The organism is Salinihabitans flavidus (assembly GCF_900110425.1).
Lineage (GTDB): Bacteria > Pseudomonadota > Alphaproteobacteria > Rhodobacterales > Rhodobacteraceae > Salinihabitans > Salinihabitans flavidus.
Genome location: NZ_FODS01000003.1, coordinates 52,783 through 72,317 on the forward strand (window position 1 = coordinate 52,783; position 19,535 = coordinate 72,317).

At 60.8% G+C, this 19,535-nt stretch carries 17 protein-coding genes; 5 read left to right on the top strand and 12 right to left on the bottom strand.

Going from position 1 to position 19,535, the window contains the following annotated elements:
- Positions 1-48 precede the first annotated feature (48 nt).
- From BMW66_RS03645 to BMW66_RS03660, 4 genes are read right to left on the bottom strand one after another with little or no spacing between them, the layout of a single operon-like run.
- Positions 49-894: an ATP-binding protein gene (locus BMW66_RS03645; protein WP_093115531.1), complete on the bottom strand. Its 846-nt coding sequence runs from the start codon at positions 892-894 to the stop codon at positions 49-51.
- Entirely contained in the window at positions 887-1,774 is an 888-nt protein-coding gene (gene tatC, locus BMW66_RS03650) for a twin-arginine translocase subunit TatC (protein WP_093115534.1), read from the bottom strand. The genes BMW66_RS03645 and tatC overlap by 8 nt, the downstream gene beginning before the upstream one ends.
- The gene (gene tatB, locus BMW66_RS03655) at positions 1,771-2,313 is read right to left on the bottom strand and encodes a Sec-independent protein translocase protein TatB (RefSeq protein WP_093115536.1); all 543 of its coding nucleotides are present in this window, start codon (positions 2,311-2,313) and stop codon (positions 1,771-1,773) included. Before tatB ends, tatC begins: the two co-directional genes overlap by 4 nt.
- 15 nt (positions 2,314-2,328) lie before the next feature.
- On the bottom strand, positions 2,329-2,556 hold the full coding sequence (locus BMW66_RS03660) for a twin-arginine translocase TatA/TatE family subunit (protein WP_093115538.1): 228 nt from the start codon (positions 2,554-2,556) through the stop codon (positions 2,329-2,331).
- A gap of 208 nt (positions 2,557-2,764) precedes the next feature.
- Here BMW66_RS03660 and BMW66_RS03665 point away from each other — a divergent pair, with 208 nt between their 5' ends.
- Positions 2,765-3,424 (top strand): helix-turn-helix transcriptional regulator, encoded by a 660-nt coding sequence (locus tag BMW66_RS03665; RefSeq protein WP_093115540.1) that lies wholly within the window; start codon positions 2,765-2,767, stop codon positions 3,422-3,424.
- Here BMW66_RS03665 and BMW66_RS03670 read toward each other — a convergent pair.
- Together BMW66_RS03670 and BMW66_RS03675 are read right to left on the bottom strand one after the other, a co-directional pair.
- A complete protein-coding gene (locus BMW66_RS03670; RefSeq protein WP_245729330.1) occupies positions 3,421-4,563 on the bottom strand; it encodes an ABC transporter ATP-binding protein in 1,143 nt (380 codons plus the stop codon). The two genes, BMW66_RS03665 and BMW66_RS03670, sit on opposite strands and share 4 nt — an antisense overlap.
- Before the next feature lie 204 nt (positions 4,564-4,767).
- Positions 4,768-5,547 (bottom strand): SDR family oxidoreductase, encoded by a 780-nt coding sequence (locus BMW66_RS03675; protein ID WP_093115544.1) that lies wholly within the window; start codon positions 5,545-5,547, stop codon positions 4,768-4,770.
- 151 nt (positions 5,548-5,698) lie between these two features.
- Between BMW66_RS03675 and BMW66_RS03680 the strand changes: the two genes are divergently transcribed.
- The 4 genes from BMW66_RS03680 (at position 5,699) to BMW66_RS03695 (ending at position 11,142) form a co-directional block, all read left to right on the top strand.
- Positions 5,699-6,718, top strand: coding sequence for a Hint domain-containing protein (locus tag BMW66_RS03680; RefSeq protein ID WP_093115546.1), 1,020 nt, complete (start codon positions 5,699-5,701; stop codon positions 6,716-6,718).
- 100 nt (positions 6,719-6,818) lie between these two features.
- Entirely contained in the window at positions 6,819-8,426 is a 1,608-nt protein-coding gene (locus BMW66_RS03685) for a peptide chain release factor 3 (RefSeq protein WP_093115549.1), read from the top strand.
- Between the two features lie 57 nt (positions 8,427-8,483).
- Positions 8,484-9,485 carry a glycosyltransferase family 2 protein gene (locus tag BMW66_RS03690; RefSeq protein ID WP_093115551.1) on the top strand — a complete coding sequence of 334 codons (1,002 nt, stop codon included), beginning with the start codon at positions 8,484-8,486 and terminating at the stop codon, positions 9,483-9,485.
- 169 nt (positions 9,486-9,654) lie between these two features.
- On the top strand, positions 9,655-11,142 hold the full coding sequence (locus BMW66_RS03695; protein ID WP_093115553.1) for a DEAD/DEAH box helicase: 1,488 nt from the start codon (positions 9,655-9,657) through the stop codon (positions 11,140-11,142).
- A 120-nt stretch (positions 11,143-11,262) separates the two neighbouring features.
- Here BMW66_RS03695 and BMW66_RS03700 read toward each other — a convergent pair whose 3' ends face one another.
- From BMW66_RS03700 to nuoL, 6 genes are read right to left on the bottom strand one after another with little or no spacing between them, the layout of a single operon-like run.
- Complete coding sequence (locus BMW66_RS03700; RefSeq protein ID WP_093115555.1) at positions 11,263-12,930, bottom strand: ribonuclease J; 1,668 nt, start codon at positions 12,928-12,930, stop codon at positions 11,263-11,265.
- A gap of 1 nt (position 12,931) precedes the next feature.
- The gene (locus BMW66_RS03705; RefSeq protein ID WP_093115557.1) at positions 12,932-13,708 is read right to left on the bottom strand and encodes a type III pantothenate kinase; all 777 of its coding nucleotides are present in this window, start codon (positions 13,706-13,708) and stop codon (positions 12,932-12,934) included.
- A gap of 19 nt (positions 13,709-13,727) precedes the next feature.
- The gene (locus BMW66_RS03710) at positions 13,728-14,483 is read right to left on the bottom strand and encodes a biotin--[acetyl-CoA-carboxylase] ligase (RefSeq protein WP_093115559.1); all 756 of its coding nucleotides are present in this window, start codon (positions 14,481-14,483) and stop codon (positions 13,728-13,730) included.
- A 10-nt stretch (positions 14,484-14,493) separates the two neighbouring features.
- The gene (gene nuoN / locus BMW66_RS03715; protein ID WP_093115561.1) at positions 14,494-15,933 is read right to left on the bottom strand and encodes an NADH-quinone oxidoreductase subunit NuoN; all 1,440 of its coding nucleotides are present in this window, start codon (positions 15,931-15,933) and stop codon (positions 14,494-14,496) included.
- Positions 15,934-15,947: 14 nt separating this feature from the next.
- Positions 15,948-17,492 carry an NADH-quinone oxidoreductase subunit M gene (locus BMW66_RS03720; protein ID WP_093115563.1) on the bottom strand — a complete coding sequence of 515 codons (1,545 nt, stop codon included), beginning with the start codon at positions 17,490-17,492 and terminating at the stop codon, positions 15,948-15,950.
- Entirely contained in the window at positions 17,492-19,534 is a 2,043-nt protein-coding gene (nuoL, locus tag BMW66_RS03725) for an NADH-quinone oxidoreductase subunit L (protein ID WP_093115565.1), read from the bottom strand. Before nuoL ends, BMW66_RS03720 begins: the two co-directional genes overlap by 1 nt.
- Between the last annotated feature and the right edge of the window lies 1 nt (position 19,535).

The window sequence follows — 19,535 nt, forward strand, 5'->3', positions numbered from 1 at the left end:
GCGCGAAGGCGGGGCTGGGCGGGCGGGTGGGCACCGGCTGAGCGCGCCTTATGACGCGCTGAGCGTGACCCCCTCGCGCCCGGCAAGGTCGGTAAAGAACTGCCAGGCCACCCGGCCCGACCGTCCGCCGCGCGTCGCCTGCCATTCGATGGCCTCGGCCCGCAGGGTTTCCTCGGCAATTTCAATGCCATAGGCATCGCAGTAGCGTCGGATCATCTCAAGATACTCATCCTGGCTGCAGGGATGAAACCCGAGCCAGAGCCCGAAGCGATCCGACAGCGACACCTTCTCCTCGGTCGCCTCCGACGGGCTGATGGCCGAGGATCGTTCATTTTCGATCATGTCGCGCGGCATCAGATGACGGCGGTTCGACGTGGCATAGAACACCACGTTCTCGGGCCGTCCCTCGATCCCGCCATCGAGCACCGCCTTGAGGCTCTTGTAATGCTCGTCGTCATGCGAAAAGGACAGATCGTCACAAAACAGCAGGAACCGTTCCTCCCGGCCGCGCAGGATGTTCAGAAGCCGGCCCACGCTGGGCAGGTCTTCGCGCTGAAGCTCCACCATCTTGAGCGACTGGCCACGCGCGCGAACCTCGGCGTGGACCGCTTTGACAAGGCTGGATTTTCCCATCCCCCGCGCGCCCCACAGAAGTGCGTTGTTTGCCGGAAAACCCCGCGCGAAACGCAGCGTGTTCTCCAACAGCGTGTCGCGAGAGCGATCCACCCCCACCAGAAGCCCCACGTCCACCCGGTTGACTGTCTCCACCGGGCAAAGGCGATCGGGCTCCACATGCCAGACAAAAGCATCGGCGGCTGAGAAATCCGGGCGCACCATCGGCGGCGGCGACATCCGTTCGAGCGCCGCCGCGATCCGTTGGAGGGCCTTACTCATCCTCGTCGAATTCCTTCATCATCGGGTCGTCGAATTCTTCCTCGTCATCATCGTAAAAGCCCTCTTCGCGCAGTTTCTGCTCGCGTTTGGTCTCCACACGGCGCACCAGCCAGATCGACACCTCGTAGAGACCGTAGACCACGACAAACAGGATCACCTGCGTGATCACGTCCGGCGGCGTCACCAGCGCGGCCAGCAAAAGGATGCCCACAACCGCGTATTTGCGCACCGAACGCAAACCGTCGGCGCTGACCAGACCGGCCTTGCCCATCAGCGTGAGCAGTACCGGAAGCTGGAAACACAGGCCGAAGGCAACGATGAACTTGATCGTGAGGTTGAGGTATTCCTGCGCAGAGCCCTGAAAGACCACGGAAAGGCCGGGCCGGTTGGACTCCGCGCCCACGGGCACCGCCTCCCCTTCACCGCCAAATTGCTGAAACCCGAGAAAGAAGTCATAGGCCAGCGGCGTGACGACGTAGAAGGCAAAGGACGCGCCAAGCACGAACATGAAGGGCGAGGCGATCATGAACGGCAGGAATGCGCCTTTTTCCGTGCGGTACAGTCCCGGCGCCACAAAACGCCACATCTGCATCCCGATATAGGGAAAGGCGAGCATGAAGCCTCCGAGAAGCGAGATCTTGATCGCCACGAAGAAGCCTTCCTGCGGGCTGATGAAGATCAGGTCGCAATCCTGCCCCCGGTCGTCGAGAACCTGACAGAGCGGATCAGTCAGAAAATTGAAAATCGGGGTGGCTATTGTGAAGCAGATGACCATCCCTACAATGAAGGCCAGAACCGAATGAATAAGCCGCGTGCGCAGCTCGGCCAGATGCTCGATCAGCGGGGCAGAGCTGTCCTCGATCTCGTCTGTCGGGCTCATGCCTTGTCCTTCTTGTCATCATCCGCCTTGCCATCAGCCTCGCCGACGTCCGTGGTCGGGGTTTCGGCGGTCTTTGCCGCCGGGGCAGCAGACGTCTCTCCCGCTTCCGTCGCCTGGGCCGCCGCCTCCGCCTCAGCGTCGATGCGCGCCTGCGCCTTCTTGGCGGTGCTCTCCTTGATCTTGCGCGCGGCTTCCGCGCGTTCGGCGGCGAGCTTGCCGGTCTCGCTTTCGGGGTCGACATCGGTCAGGCCGGAGGTCGCATCCTTCGCCGCCTTCGACAGGCTGTCCTTGCCCGCCTTCAGCGGGTTGGACATCTTCGAAAGCCCGTCGGTCGCGCTGCGAAAGCCCTGCGCGGCGTCCTTCATGCCGGAGTCGTCAGCCGCCTGGTTCATCGCCTGCGAAAACTCGCGCGCCATGCCCTTGGCCTTGCCGACAAAGCGGCCCACCTGCCGGAAAAGCACCGGCAGATCCTTCGGCCCCACGACAATCAGCGCAACGATGCCGATCACCAGAAGCTCGGTCCATCCCAGGTCCAGCATGGCGTCAGTCCCCGCTTACACCTTGTCCTTGTCTTTCTCCGACTCCGTCTCCGGGGTCACGTCCCGCGCGGTGTCCACCGTTTCATCCTCCAGCTCCTTGGAGCCTTCGCTCACACCCTTCTTGAAGGAAGTGATGCCCTTGCCCACCTCCCCCATGAGTGAACTGATCTTGCCGCGCCCGAACAGCACCAGTACGACAACCGCGATCAGCAGAAGGCCCGGAAGGCCAATATTGTTCAACATGGGTTCTCTCCTATCTCGGGGGCGCGCTTGGCTGCGGCACCCGGAAATCCGTCCCAGATACCTAATGCTTCGCGCAGCCCGTTGAAAGCGGCAATAGCACACGCAAAGGGTGATTTGAGCGGCTTTTTGCATCACTCTTTGTCAGCAGATTGTCAGTTGTCAGATTTTTGTCAGTATAGCGCCCGACTCAGACAGGGAATCACGCGCCATGAAACGCTCGGACCGGCTTTATGCCCTGATCGAAATCCTCAAGGACGGGCGGCTCCACCGGGCCGAGGATCTGGCGCGCACGCTCGATGTCTCGCTGCGCACGATCTACCGCGACATGGACACGCTGGCGGCCTCCGGTGTGCCGGTGGAGGGCGCACGCGGCATGGGCTACTGGGCGGGCGCGGCGATCACCCTGCCGCCGCTCAACCTCACCCCCACGGAGCTGGAGGCGTTGCATCTTGGCCTGGCCGCCGTGGCACAGGGCGGCGAGGACGATCTGCCCGCCGCCGCGCGCAGCCTGGCGGCCAAGATCGACGCCGTGTTGCCCGAGGATCGCCATGTCGCCCCCGCCAGTTTCGGGTTCGCGGTCTACCCCTTCGCCGATGCCGCCAAGGGGTTCAGACATCTGGCCAGCCTGCGCAACGCGGTGCGCCATCGTCAGAAACTGCGCCTGACCATGCAGGACGGCCGCATCCGGCAAGTGCGGCCGCTGAAGCTCGATTATTGGGGCCGGATCTGGACACTTCTGGTCTGGTGTGACACCACCGGCGATTTCACGAGCCTGCGTGTCGATCAGATGGAGACCGTCACGGTTCTGCCGGGCCTGTTCGTGGATGAGCCGGGAAAACGCCTGCGCGACTACCGCCCGGACAGCTAGGGATGCATCGCGGCCTCATGGGCCTGCGCCGCGGGGAACACGAAACACCTGTCCCGCCGCAGCGTCAGCCAGAGCGCCGTACCCGGTTGTGGCAGAAACACATTGGGCACCGTCGCGCGAAGCACGGAGCCGTCGTGATCCATGCGAAACTCCACAAGGCTTTCATTGCCCATGAAGCGCGCGCGCTCCACGATGCCCCGCGCCGCCTGCCCGTCCCGCTCCGTCGGCAGCGGCCCTTTGCCCGCGCGATCGAAATCGAGCTTGAGATGCTGCGGACGGATCACGATGTTCACCGTCTGCCCGTCGCGAAATCCCGGTGTCAGAAACTGCCCGAAGGGCGTATCGGTCAGCGCCCCCCGGCTCACGCCTCTTATCACGTTGATGTCCGAAAAGAACGCCACCGCCTCAAGATCGACCGGCGCATTGTAGATATTGTAGGGCGCGCCCTGCTGCACGATCCGCCCGTCCCGCATGAGCGCGATCTCATCGGCCATGCGCATCGCCTCATCCGGCTCGTGCGTAACCAGAAGAACGGCGGTATCCTCCTGCTTGAGCACGCTCAGCGTCTCGTCGCGGATACCGTCGCGCAGCCGGTTGTCCAGCCCCGAAAACGGCTCATCCATCAGCATGATCCGCGGCCGGGGCGCCAACGCCCGCGCCAGTGCGACACGCTGCTGTTCCCCGCCCGAAAGCTGATGCGGAAAGACGTCGATCGTCCAGCCAAGCCCGACCCGTTCCAGAAGCGTCTCGACCCGCGCGCGTTTTTCCACCTTCGGGCCCTTCAGACCAAAGGCCACGTTGTCGGCCACGCTCATATGCGGGAAAAGCGCGAAATCCTGGAACATCAAACCGATCTGCCGCCGTTCGGGCGGGACGCGAAATACCGTGTCGCAGATCAGGTTGCCATCGACGTAGATCTCGCCGGCATCCTGCGTGTCCACCCCCGCGATCATCCGCAGCGTGGTCGATTTACCGCATCCCGACGGTCCCAGCAGGCAGGTCACCTGTCCCGGCATGATCGACAGCGACACATCATCCACCACCATCCGGTCGCCAAAGCGCCGTTTGAGGTTTCGAATCTCGAGCCGGGGTATGGTGTGAACGGTCGTGCCGGTGGTCGGAGTCAAGCGGAGCCTCATGCGGTATCTGATGAAAAACATCAGATTTTGCGAAGATGTAGCAGCCCCCCACTCAGGCCGCAACCCTGCGCTCACCGGCGAAGATCGCCGCGAAACCGGCTCCCGAACCGGACCGCAAAACCACCACGAGATTGACCCGCCACGCCCCCGCACGCAAACGTGAGACCGCGTTCGCCGGCGTTTTCAGAGGCTTGAGCCCCCTGCCTAGAACGTTGCGTTCACCGCGCCCCCGTCCAAAAGCCAGTTCTGCCCCACCACGAAGCCCGCGTGCTGCGAGCACAGGAAGGCGCAAGTCGCGCCGAACTCCCGCGCCGAGCCATAGCGCCCGGCCGGTATCGTCTCGCAGCGCTGCGCCTTGGCCTCTTCGAGGGTGATCCCCTGCGCCTGAGACACCCCGGTGTCGAGCGATACGGCCCGGTCGGTCGCGTGAATGCCGGGCAGCAGGTTGTTGATCGTCACCCCATGCTTGGCCACCTGCCGCGAGGTGCCCGCGACATAGCCCGTAAGCCCCGCGCGCGCCGAATTCGACAGCCCAAGAACCGGGATCGGCGCCTTCACCGATTGCGAGGTGATGTTGACCACACGGCCCCACCCCTTCTCCATCATCCCCGGCAACAGCGCCTTCATGAGGGCGATCGGCGTCAGCATATTGGCGTCCAGCGCCTTGATGAACTCCTCGCGCGTCCAGTCGGTCCACATGCCCGGCGGCGGCCCGCCCGCGTTGGTCACAAGAATATCGACACCCTGCGCCGCCGCGATCACCCGCGCCTGCCCGTCTTCGGTGGTCACATCGGTGGCGACGGTCTCAACCGCGACGCCGAACCGATCCCGCAAATCCTGTGCCGCCGCCTCCAGCGCCTCGGCGCCGCGCGCGTTCATCACCAGATCGACCCCGGCCTCCGCCAGCGCCTCGGCACAGCCGAAGCCCAGCCCCTTCGACGAGGCACAAACCAATGCGCGCTTACCCTTGAGTCCCAGATCCATTTCCGCTCTCCCCTGTTTGCGTCGCGCATACCAAACATAAAAACGCGCCCGTACACCAGTGGAAGATGCCGAAAAATGGTCGGGGCCGAGGCGTGAAGTTGACATAGTTCCTCGCAAGACTCACATGACTGATGACCCACGGGGAAAGTGCATGTCCGATACAACACCCGATACGCCACGCCCGCAACAGCCGCTTCAGGTTTATCTTGCGGCGGATCTGCGCGTGAGCGACGGGGCCAATCTGGGCGATGCGCTATCCTTCGCGGCAGAGTTGCAGCCCGATGATGTCTACATGCTTGATCAGCGCGCCGAGGTTGCCAGTCTGACGATCGACATCGAAGACAATGACCGTTTCGTGATCTCGGAGCATTCGCAAGTTGGCCTGCCCGGCGCGGCGATCTATCTCGACAGTTGCATAACAGTCATGCCGCCCAGCGGAGACACGATCGAGATCCTGATTCTGGTCGAAGTGGACCGGGGCGGTCATGTGGCGCAACTCTATCTGCAACCGCTGGCCCCGCTGAGTCCGAAAACCCCCTATACGCTCGTCGGCATCGACCGCGACACCGCCCGCCGTCGCCTTGCACAGCTCGCCTGCGTCAGCTTTTCGCGTGGAACCCGTATCACCCTGGCCACCGGAGAAATGCGCCCGGTCGAGGATCTGCAAGAGGGTGACCGCGTCCTGACCCGCGACGACGGCCCCCAGCCGTTGCGCTGGATCGGGCAGACCACACTGCGCGCCACGGGTGTCTTCGCCCCTGTTGTGATCACCGCCGGAACGCTCAACAACACCGACGATCTGGTGGTCAGCCCCGATCACCGACTGTTCATCTATCAACGTCACGACCATATCGGCGCCGGACGCTCCGAGCTGATGGTGCGCGCCCGGCATATCGTGAATGGCACCACCGTTTATGTGCATGAAGGCGGCTTCGTCGACTACTTCCAGCTTGTCTTCGACACCCATCAGATCATTTTTGCCGAAGGCATCTCCGCAGAGACAATGTTGATCGATACCTCCACCAGCGCCGCCCTGCCTTCTTCAACCAATCACGCGTCCGGTCAGCCAGAGCACGAGGACCGCCTGCGCCGCGCCTATGAGGTGAACGAGTCGCTGCTTGAACGGCCCGATCTCGCCGAGATCCTGCGCCGCGCTTCCGGGTCGGGCTGAGCAAACACCGGCATTGGCACCGGCATAATACCGACGTTATACCGACGCGATGCAGACAGGCATATTGCGCCCCTGCCCGGGGCTGGATATATGCCCCGATATGCTGGATATGAAACCCAATCGCCCCGACCTGCCGCTTGAAATCGCACGGCGCCGCACGTTTGCGATCATTTCGCACCCCGATGCCGGCAAGACCACGCTGACAGAGAAATTCCTGCTTTATGGCGGTGCCATCCAGATGGCCGGACAAGTGCGCGCCAAGGGCGAGGCACGGCGAACTCGCTCTGACTTCATGCAGATGGAAAAGGATCGCGGTATCTCTGTCTCCGCGTCCGCAATGTCATTTGATTACAACAACTTCCGCTTCAATCTTGTGGATACACCCGGTCACTCCGACTTCTCCGAGGATACGTATCGCACACTCACCGCAGTGGATGCGGCAGTGATGGTGATCGACGGTGCCAAGGGAGTCGAAAGCCAGACCCGCAAACTCTTTGAGGTCTGCCGCCTGCGCGATCTGCCGATCCTGACCTTCTGCAACAAGATGGACCGAGAAAGCCGGGACACCTTTGACATCATTGATGAAATTCAGGAGAACCTAGCCATCGACGTGACCCCGGCAAGCTGGCCCATCGGGATGGGGCGGGAGTTTCTGGGGTGCTATGACCTGTTGCGCGACCGCCTGGAACTGATGGATCGCGCTGACCGGAACCGTGTCGCGGAATCAATAGAGATCAATGGGTTGAACGATCCACTTCTTGCCAAGCATGTACCTGGGCACCTGCTCGAACAACTTCGCGAGGAAGTGGAGATGGCGCGCGAGTTGCTGCCCACTCTCGACCCGCAGGCGGTTCTTGAGGGCCACATGACGCCGATCTGGTTCGGCTCTGCCATCAACTCTTTCGGGGTGAAGGAACTGATGGACGGCATTGGCAACTACGGCCCCGAGCCGCAACCGCAGCGCGCCGAGCCACGAGAGATTCTTCCTGAAGAAACAAAGGTTTCCGGTTTTGTCTTCAAGGTTCAGGCGAACATGGACCCCAAGCATCGTGACCGTGTAGCCTTTGTCCGGCTTGCCTCCGGCCATTTCAAACGCGGCATGAAACTGACACATGTGCGATCAAAGAAACCGATGACAATTTCCAATCCGGTACTTTTTCTCGCTTCTGACCGCGAGCTGGCAGAAGAGGGCTGGGCCGGCGATATCATCGGCATTCCAAACCACGGGCAGCTGCGGATTGGCGACACGTTAACCGAAGGCGAACAAATCCGTGTTACGGGTATCCCCTCGTTCGCACCCGAGTTGCTTCAAACCTGCCGCGCGGGCGACCCGATGAAAGCCAAGCACCTTGAAAAGGCGCTCATGCAGTTCGCCGAAGAAGGGGCGGCCAAAGTGTTCAAGCCCAGCTACGGGTCGGGCTTTATCGTCGGTGTCGTCGGCGCGTTGCAGTTCGAGGTTCTAGCCAGCCGGATCGAAATGGAATACGGCCTCCCGGTGCGCTTCGAGGCGTCGCAGTTCACCTCCGCCCGCTGGGTGAACGGTGAAAAGCAAGCCGTTGATAAATTTGTAAATTCCAACAAACAGCATATCGCGACCGACAATGATGGCGATACGGTTTATCTCACGCGTCTTCAATGGGATATCGACCGTGTCGAGCGTGACTACCCGGACGTGACCCTCAGCGCGACGAAAGAGATGATGGTCTGACACCATGATCGACAAACAGGGCTTGCGGTGGCGTGGCGAGACCCGCATCCTCGTCCCATGACCGCCACCGAAACCAAACCGACAACAGCACCATCATGGGGGCTTGTTGCCACGATCAAGGCGCCGGTCGAAGTGATCCTGGATTTCGCGGCCTATCATCTGGAACTCGGGGCGGCGCATCTTTTCATCTATCTGGACGATGAAAATTTTGCGGCGGAAGAAGAACTTGCTGCGCATTCTTCAATCACTGTCACTCGCACGGACAATGCCTACTGGCAGGAAACCCTGGGCCGGCGCCCGCCAAAGCACCAGGTCCGTCAATCGCACAATGCGCGCCACGCCTATGCCCACGCCGGGGCGCTGGACTGGCTCGCCCATATAGACGTGGATGAATTTCTTTGCCCCGAACAAAGCGTCGCCGCCCATCTGGGCACCCTGCCCGCCGGCACACGCGCCGCCCGTACCCGCCCCGCCGAGATGCTGGCCACCGACGGGCAAACCGGGCTTGATCCGGACATCACCTACTGCAAGGCTTGGATGCCTCCCGATGGTGAACGTGTGGCCCGCGCCGAGCGGATCTATCCCACCTATGGACGCTATGTGAAGGGCGGCTTTCTGAGTCATGTCGCCGGCAAGATATTCCTGCGCACCGGCCAAGGCGGGGTCGACATCCGGATTCATAGTGCCTTCAGCGGGACAACGGAAATCCCGAGCGTCGAGATGCCGGAAGTTGCGCTCGCCCATCTTCATGCACCAAGCTGGCAGGCGTGGCAGCATCACTACCGCTATCGCCTGACAAAAGGCTCCTATCGCGCCGAGATGCGGCCCGCGATCTCGCGCGATCAGGGGGGGCTATCCCTCTACGAACTTTTCAATCTTCTGGAGGACAAAGAGGGTGAAGACGCACTGCGCGGTTTCTTCGAAGAAGTCTGCCTTGCCACCCCTGAGCACCTCCACCGACTGACGCAGGAGGGGTTGTTGCGCCGTTTCCATCTGGATCGGGACCGAAAGCGCCTCAAACATTTCCCGGGATTTCGTTCGGAGTGTCCGCAACCTTGAAATCGTTTTCCGGACTGGCCTGCGTAGTCCCCCTGATTCATTGACGATTGGCCCGAGTAGAGATATACGCCTCGTCGTGGATCCCTTTTTGTGAACAAACACAGGGCCGACAGGGCCTGATCCACATCAGACGCTACGGGCCAAACGTGTCCGTAAACCACGGATGCAAATGACCAAATTTTCCGAACTCAACCTGAATCCGAAAGTACTCAAGGCCGTTGTAGAGGCCGGGTACGAGATACCAACCCCGATCCAGGAAGGGGCGATTCCCCCTGCACTGGAAGGCCGCGACGTTCTTGGCATTGCCCAGACCGGCACCGGCAAGACCGCTGGCTTTACCCTGCCGATGTTGTCGCTTCTGGCCCGTGGGCGCGCACGCGCGCGGATGCCCCGCAGTCTGGTGCTATGTCCGACCCGTGAACTTGCCGCACAAGTGGCCGAGAACTTTGACACCTATTCCAAGCACCTCAAGCTGACCAAGGCGCTGCTGATCGGCGGGGTGAGTTTCAAGGATCAGGACAAGCTCATTGACAAGGGCGTGGATGTGCTCATCGCAACGCCGGGGCGCCTTCTCGATCACTTCGAGCGCGGCAAACTCCTGCTGACTGGCGTGCAAATCATGGTCGTGGATGAGGCTGACCGAATGCTCGACATGGGTTTCATTCCCGATATCGAGCGGATTTTCTCGCTTACGCCCTTCACACGCCAGACCCTTTTCTTCTCCGCCACGATGGCACCTGAAATTGAGCGGATCACCAACACGTTTCTGCAAGCGCCTGTGCGGATTGAGGTGGCCCGTCAGGCAACCGCGTCAGAGACCATTGAACAAGGCGTGGTGATGTTCAAGGCATCCCGCCGAGATCGCGAAGCCAGCGAAAAGCGCGATTTGCTGCGCGCTATGATTGATGCCGAAGGTGACAAGTGCAGCAATGCGATCATCTTCTGCAATCGTAAGGTCGATGTGGATATCATCGCCAAATCGCTCAAGAAGTATGGCTATGACGCAGCGCCGATCCACGGCGATCTGGAGCAGTCGCAGCGCACCAGAACACTGGATGGCTTTCGCGCCGGGGACCTGCGCTTTCTCGTGGCCTCGGACGTTGCGGCGCGCGGGTTGGATGTGCCTGCGGTCAGCCACGTTTTCAATTATGACGTGCCCAGCCATGCCGAGGATTACGTTCACCGTATCGGCCGCACGGGTCGTGCCGGGCGTGCGGGCAAGGCCATGATGCTCTGCGCCCCGCGCGACGAAAAGAACTTCGAAGCGATAGAACGGCTTCTGCAAAAGGAAATTCCGCGACTCGCCTCTCCGATTGAGCAAAGCGAACCGGCCGAGTTGGCCGAAGACTCGGCCCCCACCCCAAAACCCAGGAAAGTCAGTACACGCGGACGCTCAAAACCAGCGCACCCTCCAGAAGATGCGGCTGAGGTGAACCCGCCACAGGACGAACCGCTGGCCAAAGAGGCGGACAAGCCAAAGCCGAAACCTCGCGCAAAGGCGCAGGACAAACCACAGGCCAAAACGCAGGAATCCTCTGATCGCGGGAAATCCGGTGGACGCGGAAAATCCGATAAGGGCGGCAACAAGGTGGTTGGCATGGGTGATCATATGCCCAGCTTCATTGCGCTGAGTTTCGACGAGCGTCGCGCAGGCTGATTGTTCTTTCAAGTCGCCGCTACAGCATAAGGCCGGGAAGCGTTTTCGCTTCCCGGCCTTTCGCTTTGTCCCGCTCGGGCGTGAGAGGCGGAATGGGCATCCGCCCGCCCCCGCCAGTTCTCAGCTCAACCGGCTGACAATGACTGTCACTTCCGGCTTGCGTCCAATCTCGGACATGCAGGTGTTGCGGGCAATGCGGCGCAGTTCCGTATCAAGCTTGTCGTCGTCGGCCAGCGTCTTTGCCCCCGCCCGAGCAAGAAACTGTGTCAGATCCGCCTCAAGCACATCGACGAGGGATGCATTGCTGCTCCCCGTTTCGGGCAGCCCTTTGAGTTCGCACCATGCTTCTCCCAAGGGTTCGTCATCCTCGTCAAGTATGACAGACACCACCAGATGCCCGTTAAGCGCCACGCGGATGCGATCCCGTACGATCCCATCCATAGCGCCGATCTGCACCGTTCCATCCAGATAGGTGCGTCCGGTTTCCACATAGTCGGCGACGACAGGCTCATCTCCGGTCAGGTCGATCATGGTTCCGTTGACCGCGACAATCGCGGCGCGTCCCCGCTCTTTCGTCAGCTTGGTGAGCTCGCGCAGGTGCCGATGCTCACCATGCATCGGGATCACCATCTGCGGCGCCACGATATCCTGCATCCTTTCCAGATCGGGCCGATTTGCATGCCCCGAAACGTGATAGGCACCGTCGTTGTCATCGACCACATCCACGCCCCGCTCCGAGAACTGGTTCATCACGCGGATCACACCGTTTTCATTGCCCGGAATGGTCTTGGATGAAAACAGAAACAGATCACCTTCCTTGAGAGTAATGCCCATATGCTTGCCACGGGCCAACTGCGCGCTTGCCGCGCGACGTTCCCCCTGACTGCCAGTCACGATGAGCATCAGCTCCTCCCGCGGAAGCTTGGCGGCCTCCTCTGGCGGGACAGTAGCCGGAAAATCTGTCAGAACACCTGTTTCCACCGATGCCTCGATCATCCGCTGCATGGCCCGTCCCATGAGACAGACCGTCCGCCCGGCACGTTTTCCGGCCTCGGCCAATGTCTTGACCCGCGCCACGTTGGAGGCAAATGTCGTCGCCACCACCATCTTGGACGCCCCGGCCACGAGTTTTTCGATCTCGGGACCGACGGTCGCTTCCGATCGACCGGGATGCTGGGAAAACACATTGGTGGAATCACAAACGAGGGCCTTCACCCCGTCCTTGCTTACCTCGGCCCACAGGTCCGCATCGAACGGCTCACCGACCAGAGGCGTTTCATCGAGCTTGAAGTCTCCGGTATGAATCACCCGCCCGGCGGGTGTGTCGATTACAATGGACCCGCCTTCCGGAATGGAATGCGACACCGGAAGCACACCGACCGAAAACGGCCCCGCCTTGGTTACTTCGGGCCAGGGTGATACGGTTTTCACCTCCGCCTCCGGTTGCCCGTTCTCGATCATCTTGCGGCGAATATGGTGCGCGGTAAAAGCACGCGCATAAACCGGAACGCCCAGCCGGGACCAATAGTGCCCCACGGCGCCGAAATGGTCTTCGTGGGCGTGGGTGATGAAAATCGCCTCCAGCCGGTCCTTGCGTTCTACCAGCCAGGAGATGTCGGGGAAGATAAGATTCACCCCCGGACTTGTTTCCATGTCCGGAAAAGTGACGCCGAGATCGACAAGGATCAGCCTTTCTTTTCCCGGCTTTCCCCAGCCATAGACATAGGCGTTCATGCCGATTTCACCGGCGCCTCCAAGGGGAAGATATATCAAACGTTCATTGCTCATATCAGGTCGAATTATCCCTGTTGTATTTGTGAATCACGGTCAGGCCGTGCATGGTAAGCTCATCTACATAGGCGTCGAAAAGCGCCTCTGTCTGCTGGAACAAGGGCGCCAGCCCGCCCGTCGAAATAATCTTCATGGGACGATCGCGTTCCGCCCGGATCTGGCTGCAAATCTCGCGCACCAATCCGACATACCCCCAGAACACCCCCGACTGCATACAGGCCACCGTATTAGTGCCGACAACGGCTTGTGGCTTGGTGATATCCACATGCGGAAGCGCCGCGGCCGCCTCGTGCAGCGCCTGTAACGACAGGTTTACGCCGGGCGCAATCGCCCCGCCGATATAAGCCCCATCCGCCGCCACCACGTCAAACGTAGTCGCTGTCCCGAAATCCACAACGATCAAGTCGCCACCGTAGAGATCGAACCCCGCCACCGTGTTGACAAGCCGATCAGGCCCCACGGCCGTGCCCTCATCGACACGGACATCCACCGGAAGCCGGCACTCCGGCTTGCCGACGACAAGCGGACGGCAATTAAAATACCGATCCGACAGAACCCGCAAGTTGAATACCACTCTCGGTACCGTCGAGGAGATGATCACATCGGTGATATTCGCCTCGATCCGCTGAAACGCCATCAACGTGGACAGCCAGACATAATACTGATCGGCGGTGCGCTGATGTTCTGTCGCCGTGCGCCATGTGGCAACGAAATCCACACCGTTCCAGATGGAGAACACCGTATTCGTGTTACCGCAGTCAATCGCCAGAAGCATGGGCCGCCCCCCGGGCTTTTCAGAAGAAGATTTCGGCAGCCGGGATGGCCTCGGCACCCTTTGGGGTCTTCAACACCAGATTGCCCGCATTGTCCACCGTCTCGAAAACTCCGGTCCGGCACTGGTGCGCCGTGCGTGCGGTGATGACCTCGCCAAGCCGCGCCGCCCGGTCGAGCCATGCGGTTCGGATCGGCGCGAACCCGTAGGTGACAAACTGGGTCTCGCGTGTGGCGAAGGCAACGGCGAGATAATCCAGAAACGTCTCGGGATCAACCTCCACGCCGGTCTCGGACATAAGCGAGACCGGCCTGACGGCCCCTGTCTCCAGGCCTTCGGGATTCGGCGCCGACACCAGGTTAACCCCGATCCCGATGGCGATATGGCTCATGCCTGCCCCGGACACGCCACCACCTTCGAGAAGAATGCCCGCCACCTTGCCCCCGTTGACCAGAACGTCATTGGGCCATTTGAGCGCCAGCCCTTCAACCCGTCCTGTCACGGCGGCAAGGGTATCGAATAGCGCAAGCGCCGCCACGAATGACCGCAGTGCGACACGGTCGGGCGTTTCACTCGGCCGCATCACGAGCGTGGCGGCAAAATTGCCTTCCAGATCTGACCAGGCACGTCCGCGCCGCCCCCGTCCAGACATCTGGCGCCGCGCAAGGATCCACTCCGGTCCGTTCAGTTGCGGCGCGATCCGGGCCGCCTCGGCGTTGGTGCTGTCCACCTCCGCAAGGACCCGTCGGCCATAGCCCTCGGGCCAGTTTTGCTTCATTTTCTCGGGCTTAGTTGACAAGCGTTGCCGCTGCCGCCTGCGCCACGCTCTCGATCCCGAAGAGGTTCACAACCCCCACCAGCATGGCCGCGGCGGAGCCCATCAGAAGCGTCCAAAGCACAGCAGAACGGTTTCTGTCGAGTGCCTCGCCTTCTTCGCCGAAATACATGTAATAGACGATTCTCAGATAGTAGAACGCCCCGATCACGGAGGCGATCACCCCTGCCACCGCGAGCCAGATCAAGCCGGCATCATAGGCCGCGCGCAAAACATAGAACTTCCCGAAAAAGCCCACCAGCGGCGGCACCCCTGCCAAAGAGAACAAAAGGATCAGCATGGCAAGCGCCCGACCCGGATCGCGCTTGGAATACATGTTGAGCGCGCTAATGCTCACCACGGGCTGACCGTCCTTTTCCATCGACAGGATAAACGCAAAGGTTCCCACGTTCATCGTCACGTAGATCGCCATGTAGATGAGCATCGCCTGCACACCGAAGGCGGTCCCCGCTGCCAGCCCCATCAAGGCATAGCCCATATGCGCAATTGATGAATAGGCCATCAGTCGCTTGATATTGCGCTGGCCAATCGCGGCAATGGCCCCAAGGAACATCGACAGGACCGACAGCAACGCCAGAATTTGTTGCCAATCGCCCACGACACCGCCGAAGGCATCATGCAGCACCCGTGCCAGAAGCGCGATGGCCGCCACCTTGGGGGCTGTGGCGAAAAACGCGGTAATCGGTGTTGGCGCCCCTTCATAGACGTCCGGCGTCCACATGTGGAAGGGCACTGCGGAGACCTTGAATGCCAGCCCCGCCACTACAAAGGCCAACCCGAACAGCAATCCAATCGAAATCTGACCGCTTCCCACCGCCTCGATGATCCCGGAGAAGAGCGTTGTTCCGGCAAAGCCATAGACCAGCGACGCCCCATAGAGCAACAAACCGGAGCTGAGCGCGCCAAGCACGAAGTACTTCAGACCCGCCTCGGTCGATTTCACGCTGTCCCGGCGCATCGCGGCCACCACGTAAAGCGCCAGTGACTGAAGTTCCAGCCCCATGTAAAGTGCCATCAGGTCGCCAGCGGAAACCATGACCATCATGCCCGTGACGGCCAGCGTCACAAGCACGGGATACTCGAACCGAAGCAATCCCCGGCGCGACATGTAGTCCTGTCCCATCACCAGAACGGCCGCCGCGCTGAGCAGGATCACGACCTTGGCGAAGCGCGCAAATCCGTCATCGTGGAACATGCCACCAAAGGCCACCCGAGCCCCGGATCCATTCACCCCGATCCAGACAGCCAGCAGCACGAAAAGCACCGCCGTGAACCACGTCAGGGCCGGCGCCAGCCGGTCCTTGCCGGTATAGACCACCCCGACAAGAGCGCCCATGGCAAAGAGCGCCAGGACAATCTCGGTCAGAATAATGTTGAGATCGGCAGAGATCATGCCATTCGCTCCTGTCAGTGCCCCGCAACCTGATTCATCGCCGGTGCGTGAACCAGTGCAGTGTCATAATTCGAGATCAGCGCCTCGACCGAAGGGCCAATGATGTCGGTCACAAGCGCGGGATAGACGCCGAGGATCAGGGTCATCGCCACGAGCGGCGCAAAGATCCACTTCTCGCGCATGCTCATGTCCCGAATGGTCTTCAGGCTCTCCTTGATCAGATCCCCAAACACCACCCGGCGATACAGCCAGAGCGCGTAGGCCGCCGACAGGATCACGCCCGAAGTCGCGACCAGCGCCACCCAGGTGTTGACCTGGAAAATCCCCATCAGCGTGAGGAATTCCCCAACGAAGCCCGACGTGCCGGGCAACCCCACATTGGCCAGGGTGAAGAACATGAAGATCAGCGCATAAATCGGCATCCGATTCACCAGACCACCATAGGCGTCGATCTCGCGGGTGTGCATCCGGTCGTAGATGACACCAACGCACAGAAAGAGCGCGCCAGAGATGAAACCGTGGCTGATCATCTGAAATATCGCCCCATCGATCCCTTGCTGGTTCGCCGCGAATATCCCCATTGTCACATATCCCATATGCGCGACCGAGGAATAGGCGATCAACTTCTTCATGTCCTCCTGAACCAGCGCCACCAGCGAGGTATAGACAATGGCTATCGCGCTGAGCCAAAGGACAAGCGGCGTCATCACGTCGGCGCCAACCGGGAACATCGGGAGCGAAAAGCGCAGGAAGCCATACCCCCCCATCTTCAGAAGGATCGCCGCCAGCACGACCGATCCCGCCGTCGGGGCCTGAACGTGCGCATCGGGCAACCAGGTGTGAACCGGCCACATCGGCATCTTGACCGCGAAGCTGGCAAAGAACGCCACAAACATGAGCGTCTGCATCCCGCCCACAATCTGAATACCCAGAAGACTGAAACTGTCCGCGGCGAACTGATGCCGCATCAGCGTGGGAATATCGGTCGTGCCCGCATCAGAATACATCGCCACCATCGCAACCAGCATCAGCACGGAACCGAGGAAGGTGTAGAGGAAGAACTTGAAGCTGGCGTAGATGCGATCCTTGCCGCCCCAGATCCCGATGATCAGGAACATCGGGATTAGCCCGGCCTCGAAGAACAGGTAGAAGAGCACAAGATCAAGCGCCATGAACACGCCGAGCATCAGCGTCTCGAGCACCAGAAAAGCGATCATGTATTCCTTCACCCGTGAGGTGACAGTCCACGATGCAGCGATGGCCAGCGGCATGATGAATGTGGTCAGCATCACGAAAAGAACGCTGATCCCGTCCACGCCGAGCTTGTATTTCAGACCCAGAAGCCAATCGCGCTCTTCCACGAACTGAAAACCCGTGTCCGAGGGGTCGAACTGCACGAGGATGAACAGCGACACCATAAACGTCAGGCCGGTGGCCAGAAGCGCGACCCACTTGGCGTTGCGCTGCGCCGCCGCATCCTCTCCGCGCAGGAAGATCAGCAGGATCAGGGCTGCCAGCGCGGGAATGAACGTGACAAGGGAAAGCAAGCTGTCGTTCATCAGTTCGCTCCTCCGCTGAGCGTGATCCAGGTGATCAGAATGGCGATGCCGAGCACCATGGCAAAGGCGTAGGTGAAGATGTAGCCGGACTGCGCCCGCCCCGCGAGGCGGGTAAAGAAGGGAATGATCCCCATAGCCACGCCATTGAGAAAGCCATCAATCACGCTGCCGTCGCCACGTTTCCAAAGCAGCCGCCCCAGAGACTTGGCCGGCCGAACGAAAATGACGTCATACGCCTCGTCGAAATACCACTTGTTCAGCAGGAACAGGTAGAGCGGACGCTGCGCCTCCGCTAGGCGCCGGGGCAGCGACGTGTTCACGATGTAGAACAGATAAGCCACCGCAAGACCGATCAGCATGGCAATGAACGGGCTCACCTTCACCCAAGTCGGGGCGTGGTGGGCGTCGTCCATGACATGATTGTCCGGCGCCATGAAGATCGCCCCCTGCGGCGCGGTCATCGCGGCGGCGTCGCCGGCTTCCGCGGTATCGTCCGATGCTTCCGCGTGATGCTCGGGAATGCCGAAGAAGCGGTTTACCTGATCATGATCGCCAAAGAAGCTACCATACCAGATCATTCCCGAAAACACCGCGCCCAAGGCGAGAACGCCAAGCGGTGCAATCATGACCATCGGGCTTTCATGTGCATGATCATGGGTTTTCTTGTTGCCTCGCGCCTCTCCAAAGAAGGTCAGGAACATGAGCCGCCAAGAATAGAAGCTTGTGAACAGAGCCGCGATGACCAACATCCAGAAGGCATAGCCTCCCGCCGTGCCGGCCCATGCGCTCTCGATCACCGCATCCTTGGACAGGAACCCGGCAAAGCCGATCTGGGTCAGCGGGATGCCGACACCTGTGATGGCAAGCGTGCCGATCATCATCGCCCAGAAGGTATAGGGCAGCTTCTTGCGAAGCCCGCCATAGTTTCGCATGTCCTGCTCGTGATGCATTCCATGAATGACGGAACCCGCCCCGAGAAACAGCATCGCCTTGAAAAATGCGTGCGTGAAGAGGTGGAACATCGCGACCGAATAGACCCCGACACCGGCGGCCACGAACATGTAGCCAAGCTGCGAACAGGTCGAATAGGCGATCACCCGCTTGATGTCATTCTGCACAAGCCCCACCGTCGCCGCGAAAAAGGCGGTGGTGGCGCCGATGAAGGTCACGAAGATCAGAGCCTCGGGCGCATACTCGAACAGCGGCGACATGCGGCAGACAAGGAACACGCCCGCCGTCACCATCGTCGCGGCATGGATCAGCGCCGACACCGGGGTCGGACCCTCCATCGCGTCGGGAAGCCATGTGTGCAGGAAAAGCTGCGCCGACTTGCCCATGGCCCCGACGAACAGCAGGAAGGCGAGAAGGTTCGCCGCGTTCCACTCGGTCCAGAGGAACGCCACCTGCGTTTCGGCCAGCATCGGACCGGCGGCGAAAATGTCGTCAAGCCTGACACTGTCCACCAGAAAGAACAGCCCCGCGATACCAAGCGCGAAGCCGAAATCCCCCACCCGGTTGACCACGAAGGCCTTGATCGCGGCGGCATTGGCCGACGGCTTGCGATAGTAGAAGCCGATCAACAGGTAGGAGGCGACACCGACCCCTTCCCAGCCGAAGAACATCTGCACAAGGTTGTCCGAGGTCACCAGCATCAGCATGGCGAAGGTGAAGAACGAAAGATACGCAAAGAAGCGCGGCTTGTAGCTCTCATGCTCGCGGAAATTTTCGTCATGCGCCATGTAGCCGAAGCTGTAGAGATGCACGAGCGCCGAAACCGTGGTGACAACGATCAACATGATCGCGGTCAGTCGATCCAGCCGGATCGCCCAGTCACTCTGAAATGTGCCGCTCTCGATCCAGCGAAGGATCTGAATCTGCTCGGTCACGCCGTCATGGCCAAGAAAGACGATCCAGCTGAGCAGGCAGGCCAGAAACAGAAGGCCGGTGGTGACCCATTGCGCGGCAACCTCACCGATGACACGCCAGCCGAACCCCGCGATGATCGCCCCGACAAGGGGCGCGAACAGGATGATGGTTTCCATG

Excerpts from the sequence above, each read along its gene's own strand:
- BMW66_RS03720 (WP_093115563.1), bottom strand. The coding sequence starts at position 17,492 with ATGAACGACAGCTTGCTTTCCCTTGTCACGTTCATTCCCGCGCTGGCA.
- BMW66_RS03670 (WP_245729330.1), bottom strand. The coding sequence starts at position 4,563 with ATGAGGCTCCGCTTGACTCCGACCACCGGCACGACCGTTCACACCATA.
- BMW66_RS03685 (WP_093115549.1), top strand. The coding sequence starts at position 6,819 with ATGCTGGATATGAAACCCAATCGCCCCGACCTGCCGCTTGAAATCGCA.
- BMW66_RS03710 (WP_093115559.1), bottom strand. The coding sequence starts at position 14,483 with ATGAAGCAAAACTGGCCCGAGGGCTATGGCCGACGGGTCCTTGCGGAG.
- BMW66_RS03700 (WP_093115555.1), bottom strand. The coding sequence starts at position 12,930 with ATGAGCAATGAACGTTTGATATATCTTCCCCTTGGAGGCGCCGGTGAA.
- tatB (WP_093115536.1), bottom strand. The coding sequence starts at position 2,313 with ATGCTGGACCTGGGATGGACCGAGCTTCTGGTGATCGGCATCGTTGCG.
- BMW66_RS03660 (WP_093115538.1), bottom strand. The coding sequence starts at position 2,556 with ATGTTGAACAATATTGGCCTTCCGGGCCTTCTGCTGATCGCGGTTGTC.
- nuoN (WP_093115561.1), bottom strand. The coding sequence starts at position 15,933 with ATGATCTCTGCCGATCTCAACATTATTCTGACCGAGATTGTCCTGGCG.
- BMW66_RS03705 (WP_093115557.1), bottom strand. The coding sequence starts at position 13,708 with ATGCTTCTGGCGATTGACTGCGGTAACACGAATACGGTGTTCTCCATC.
- nuoL (WP_093115565.1), bottom strand. The coding sequence starts at position 19,534 with ATGGAAACCATCATCCTGTTCGCGCCCCTTGTCGGGGCGATCATCGCG.
- BMW66_RS03695 (WP_093115553.1), top strand. The coding sequence starts at position 9,655 with ATGACCAAATTTTCCGAACTCAACCTGAATCCGAAAGTACTCAAGGCC.
- BMW66_RS03665 (WP_093115540.1), top strand. The coding sequence starts at position 2,765 with ATGAAACGCTCGGACCGGCTTTATGCCCTGATCGAAATCCTCAAGGAC.
- BMW66_RS03675 (WP_093115544.1), bottom strand. The coding sequence starts at position 5,547 with ATGGATCTGGGACTCAAGGGTAAGCGCGCATTGGTTTGTGCCTCGTCG.
- tatC (WP_093115534.1), bottom strand. The coding sequence starts at position 1,774 with ATGAGCCCGACAGACGAGATCGAGGACAGCTCTGCCCCGCTGATCGAG.
- BMW66_RS03645 (WP_093115531.1), bottom strand. The coding sequence starts at position 894 with ATGAGTAAGGCCCTCCAACGGATCGCGGCGGCGCTCGAACGGATGTCG.
- BMW66_RS03680 (WP_093115546.1), top strand. The coding sequence starts at position 5,699 with ATGTCCGATACAACACCCGATACGCCACGCCCGCAACAGCCGCTTCAG.
- BMW66_RS03690 (WP_093115551.1), top strand. The coding sequence starts at position 8,484 with ATGACCGCCACCGAAACCAAACCGACAACAGCACCATCATGGGGGCTT.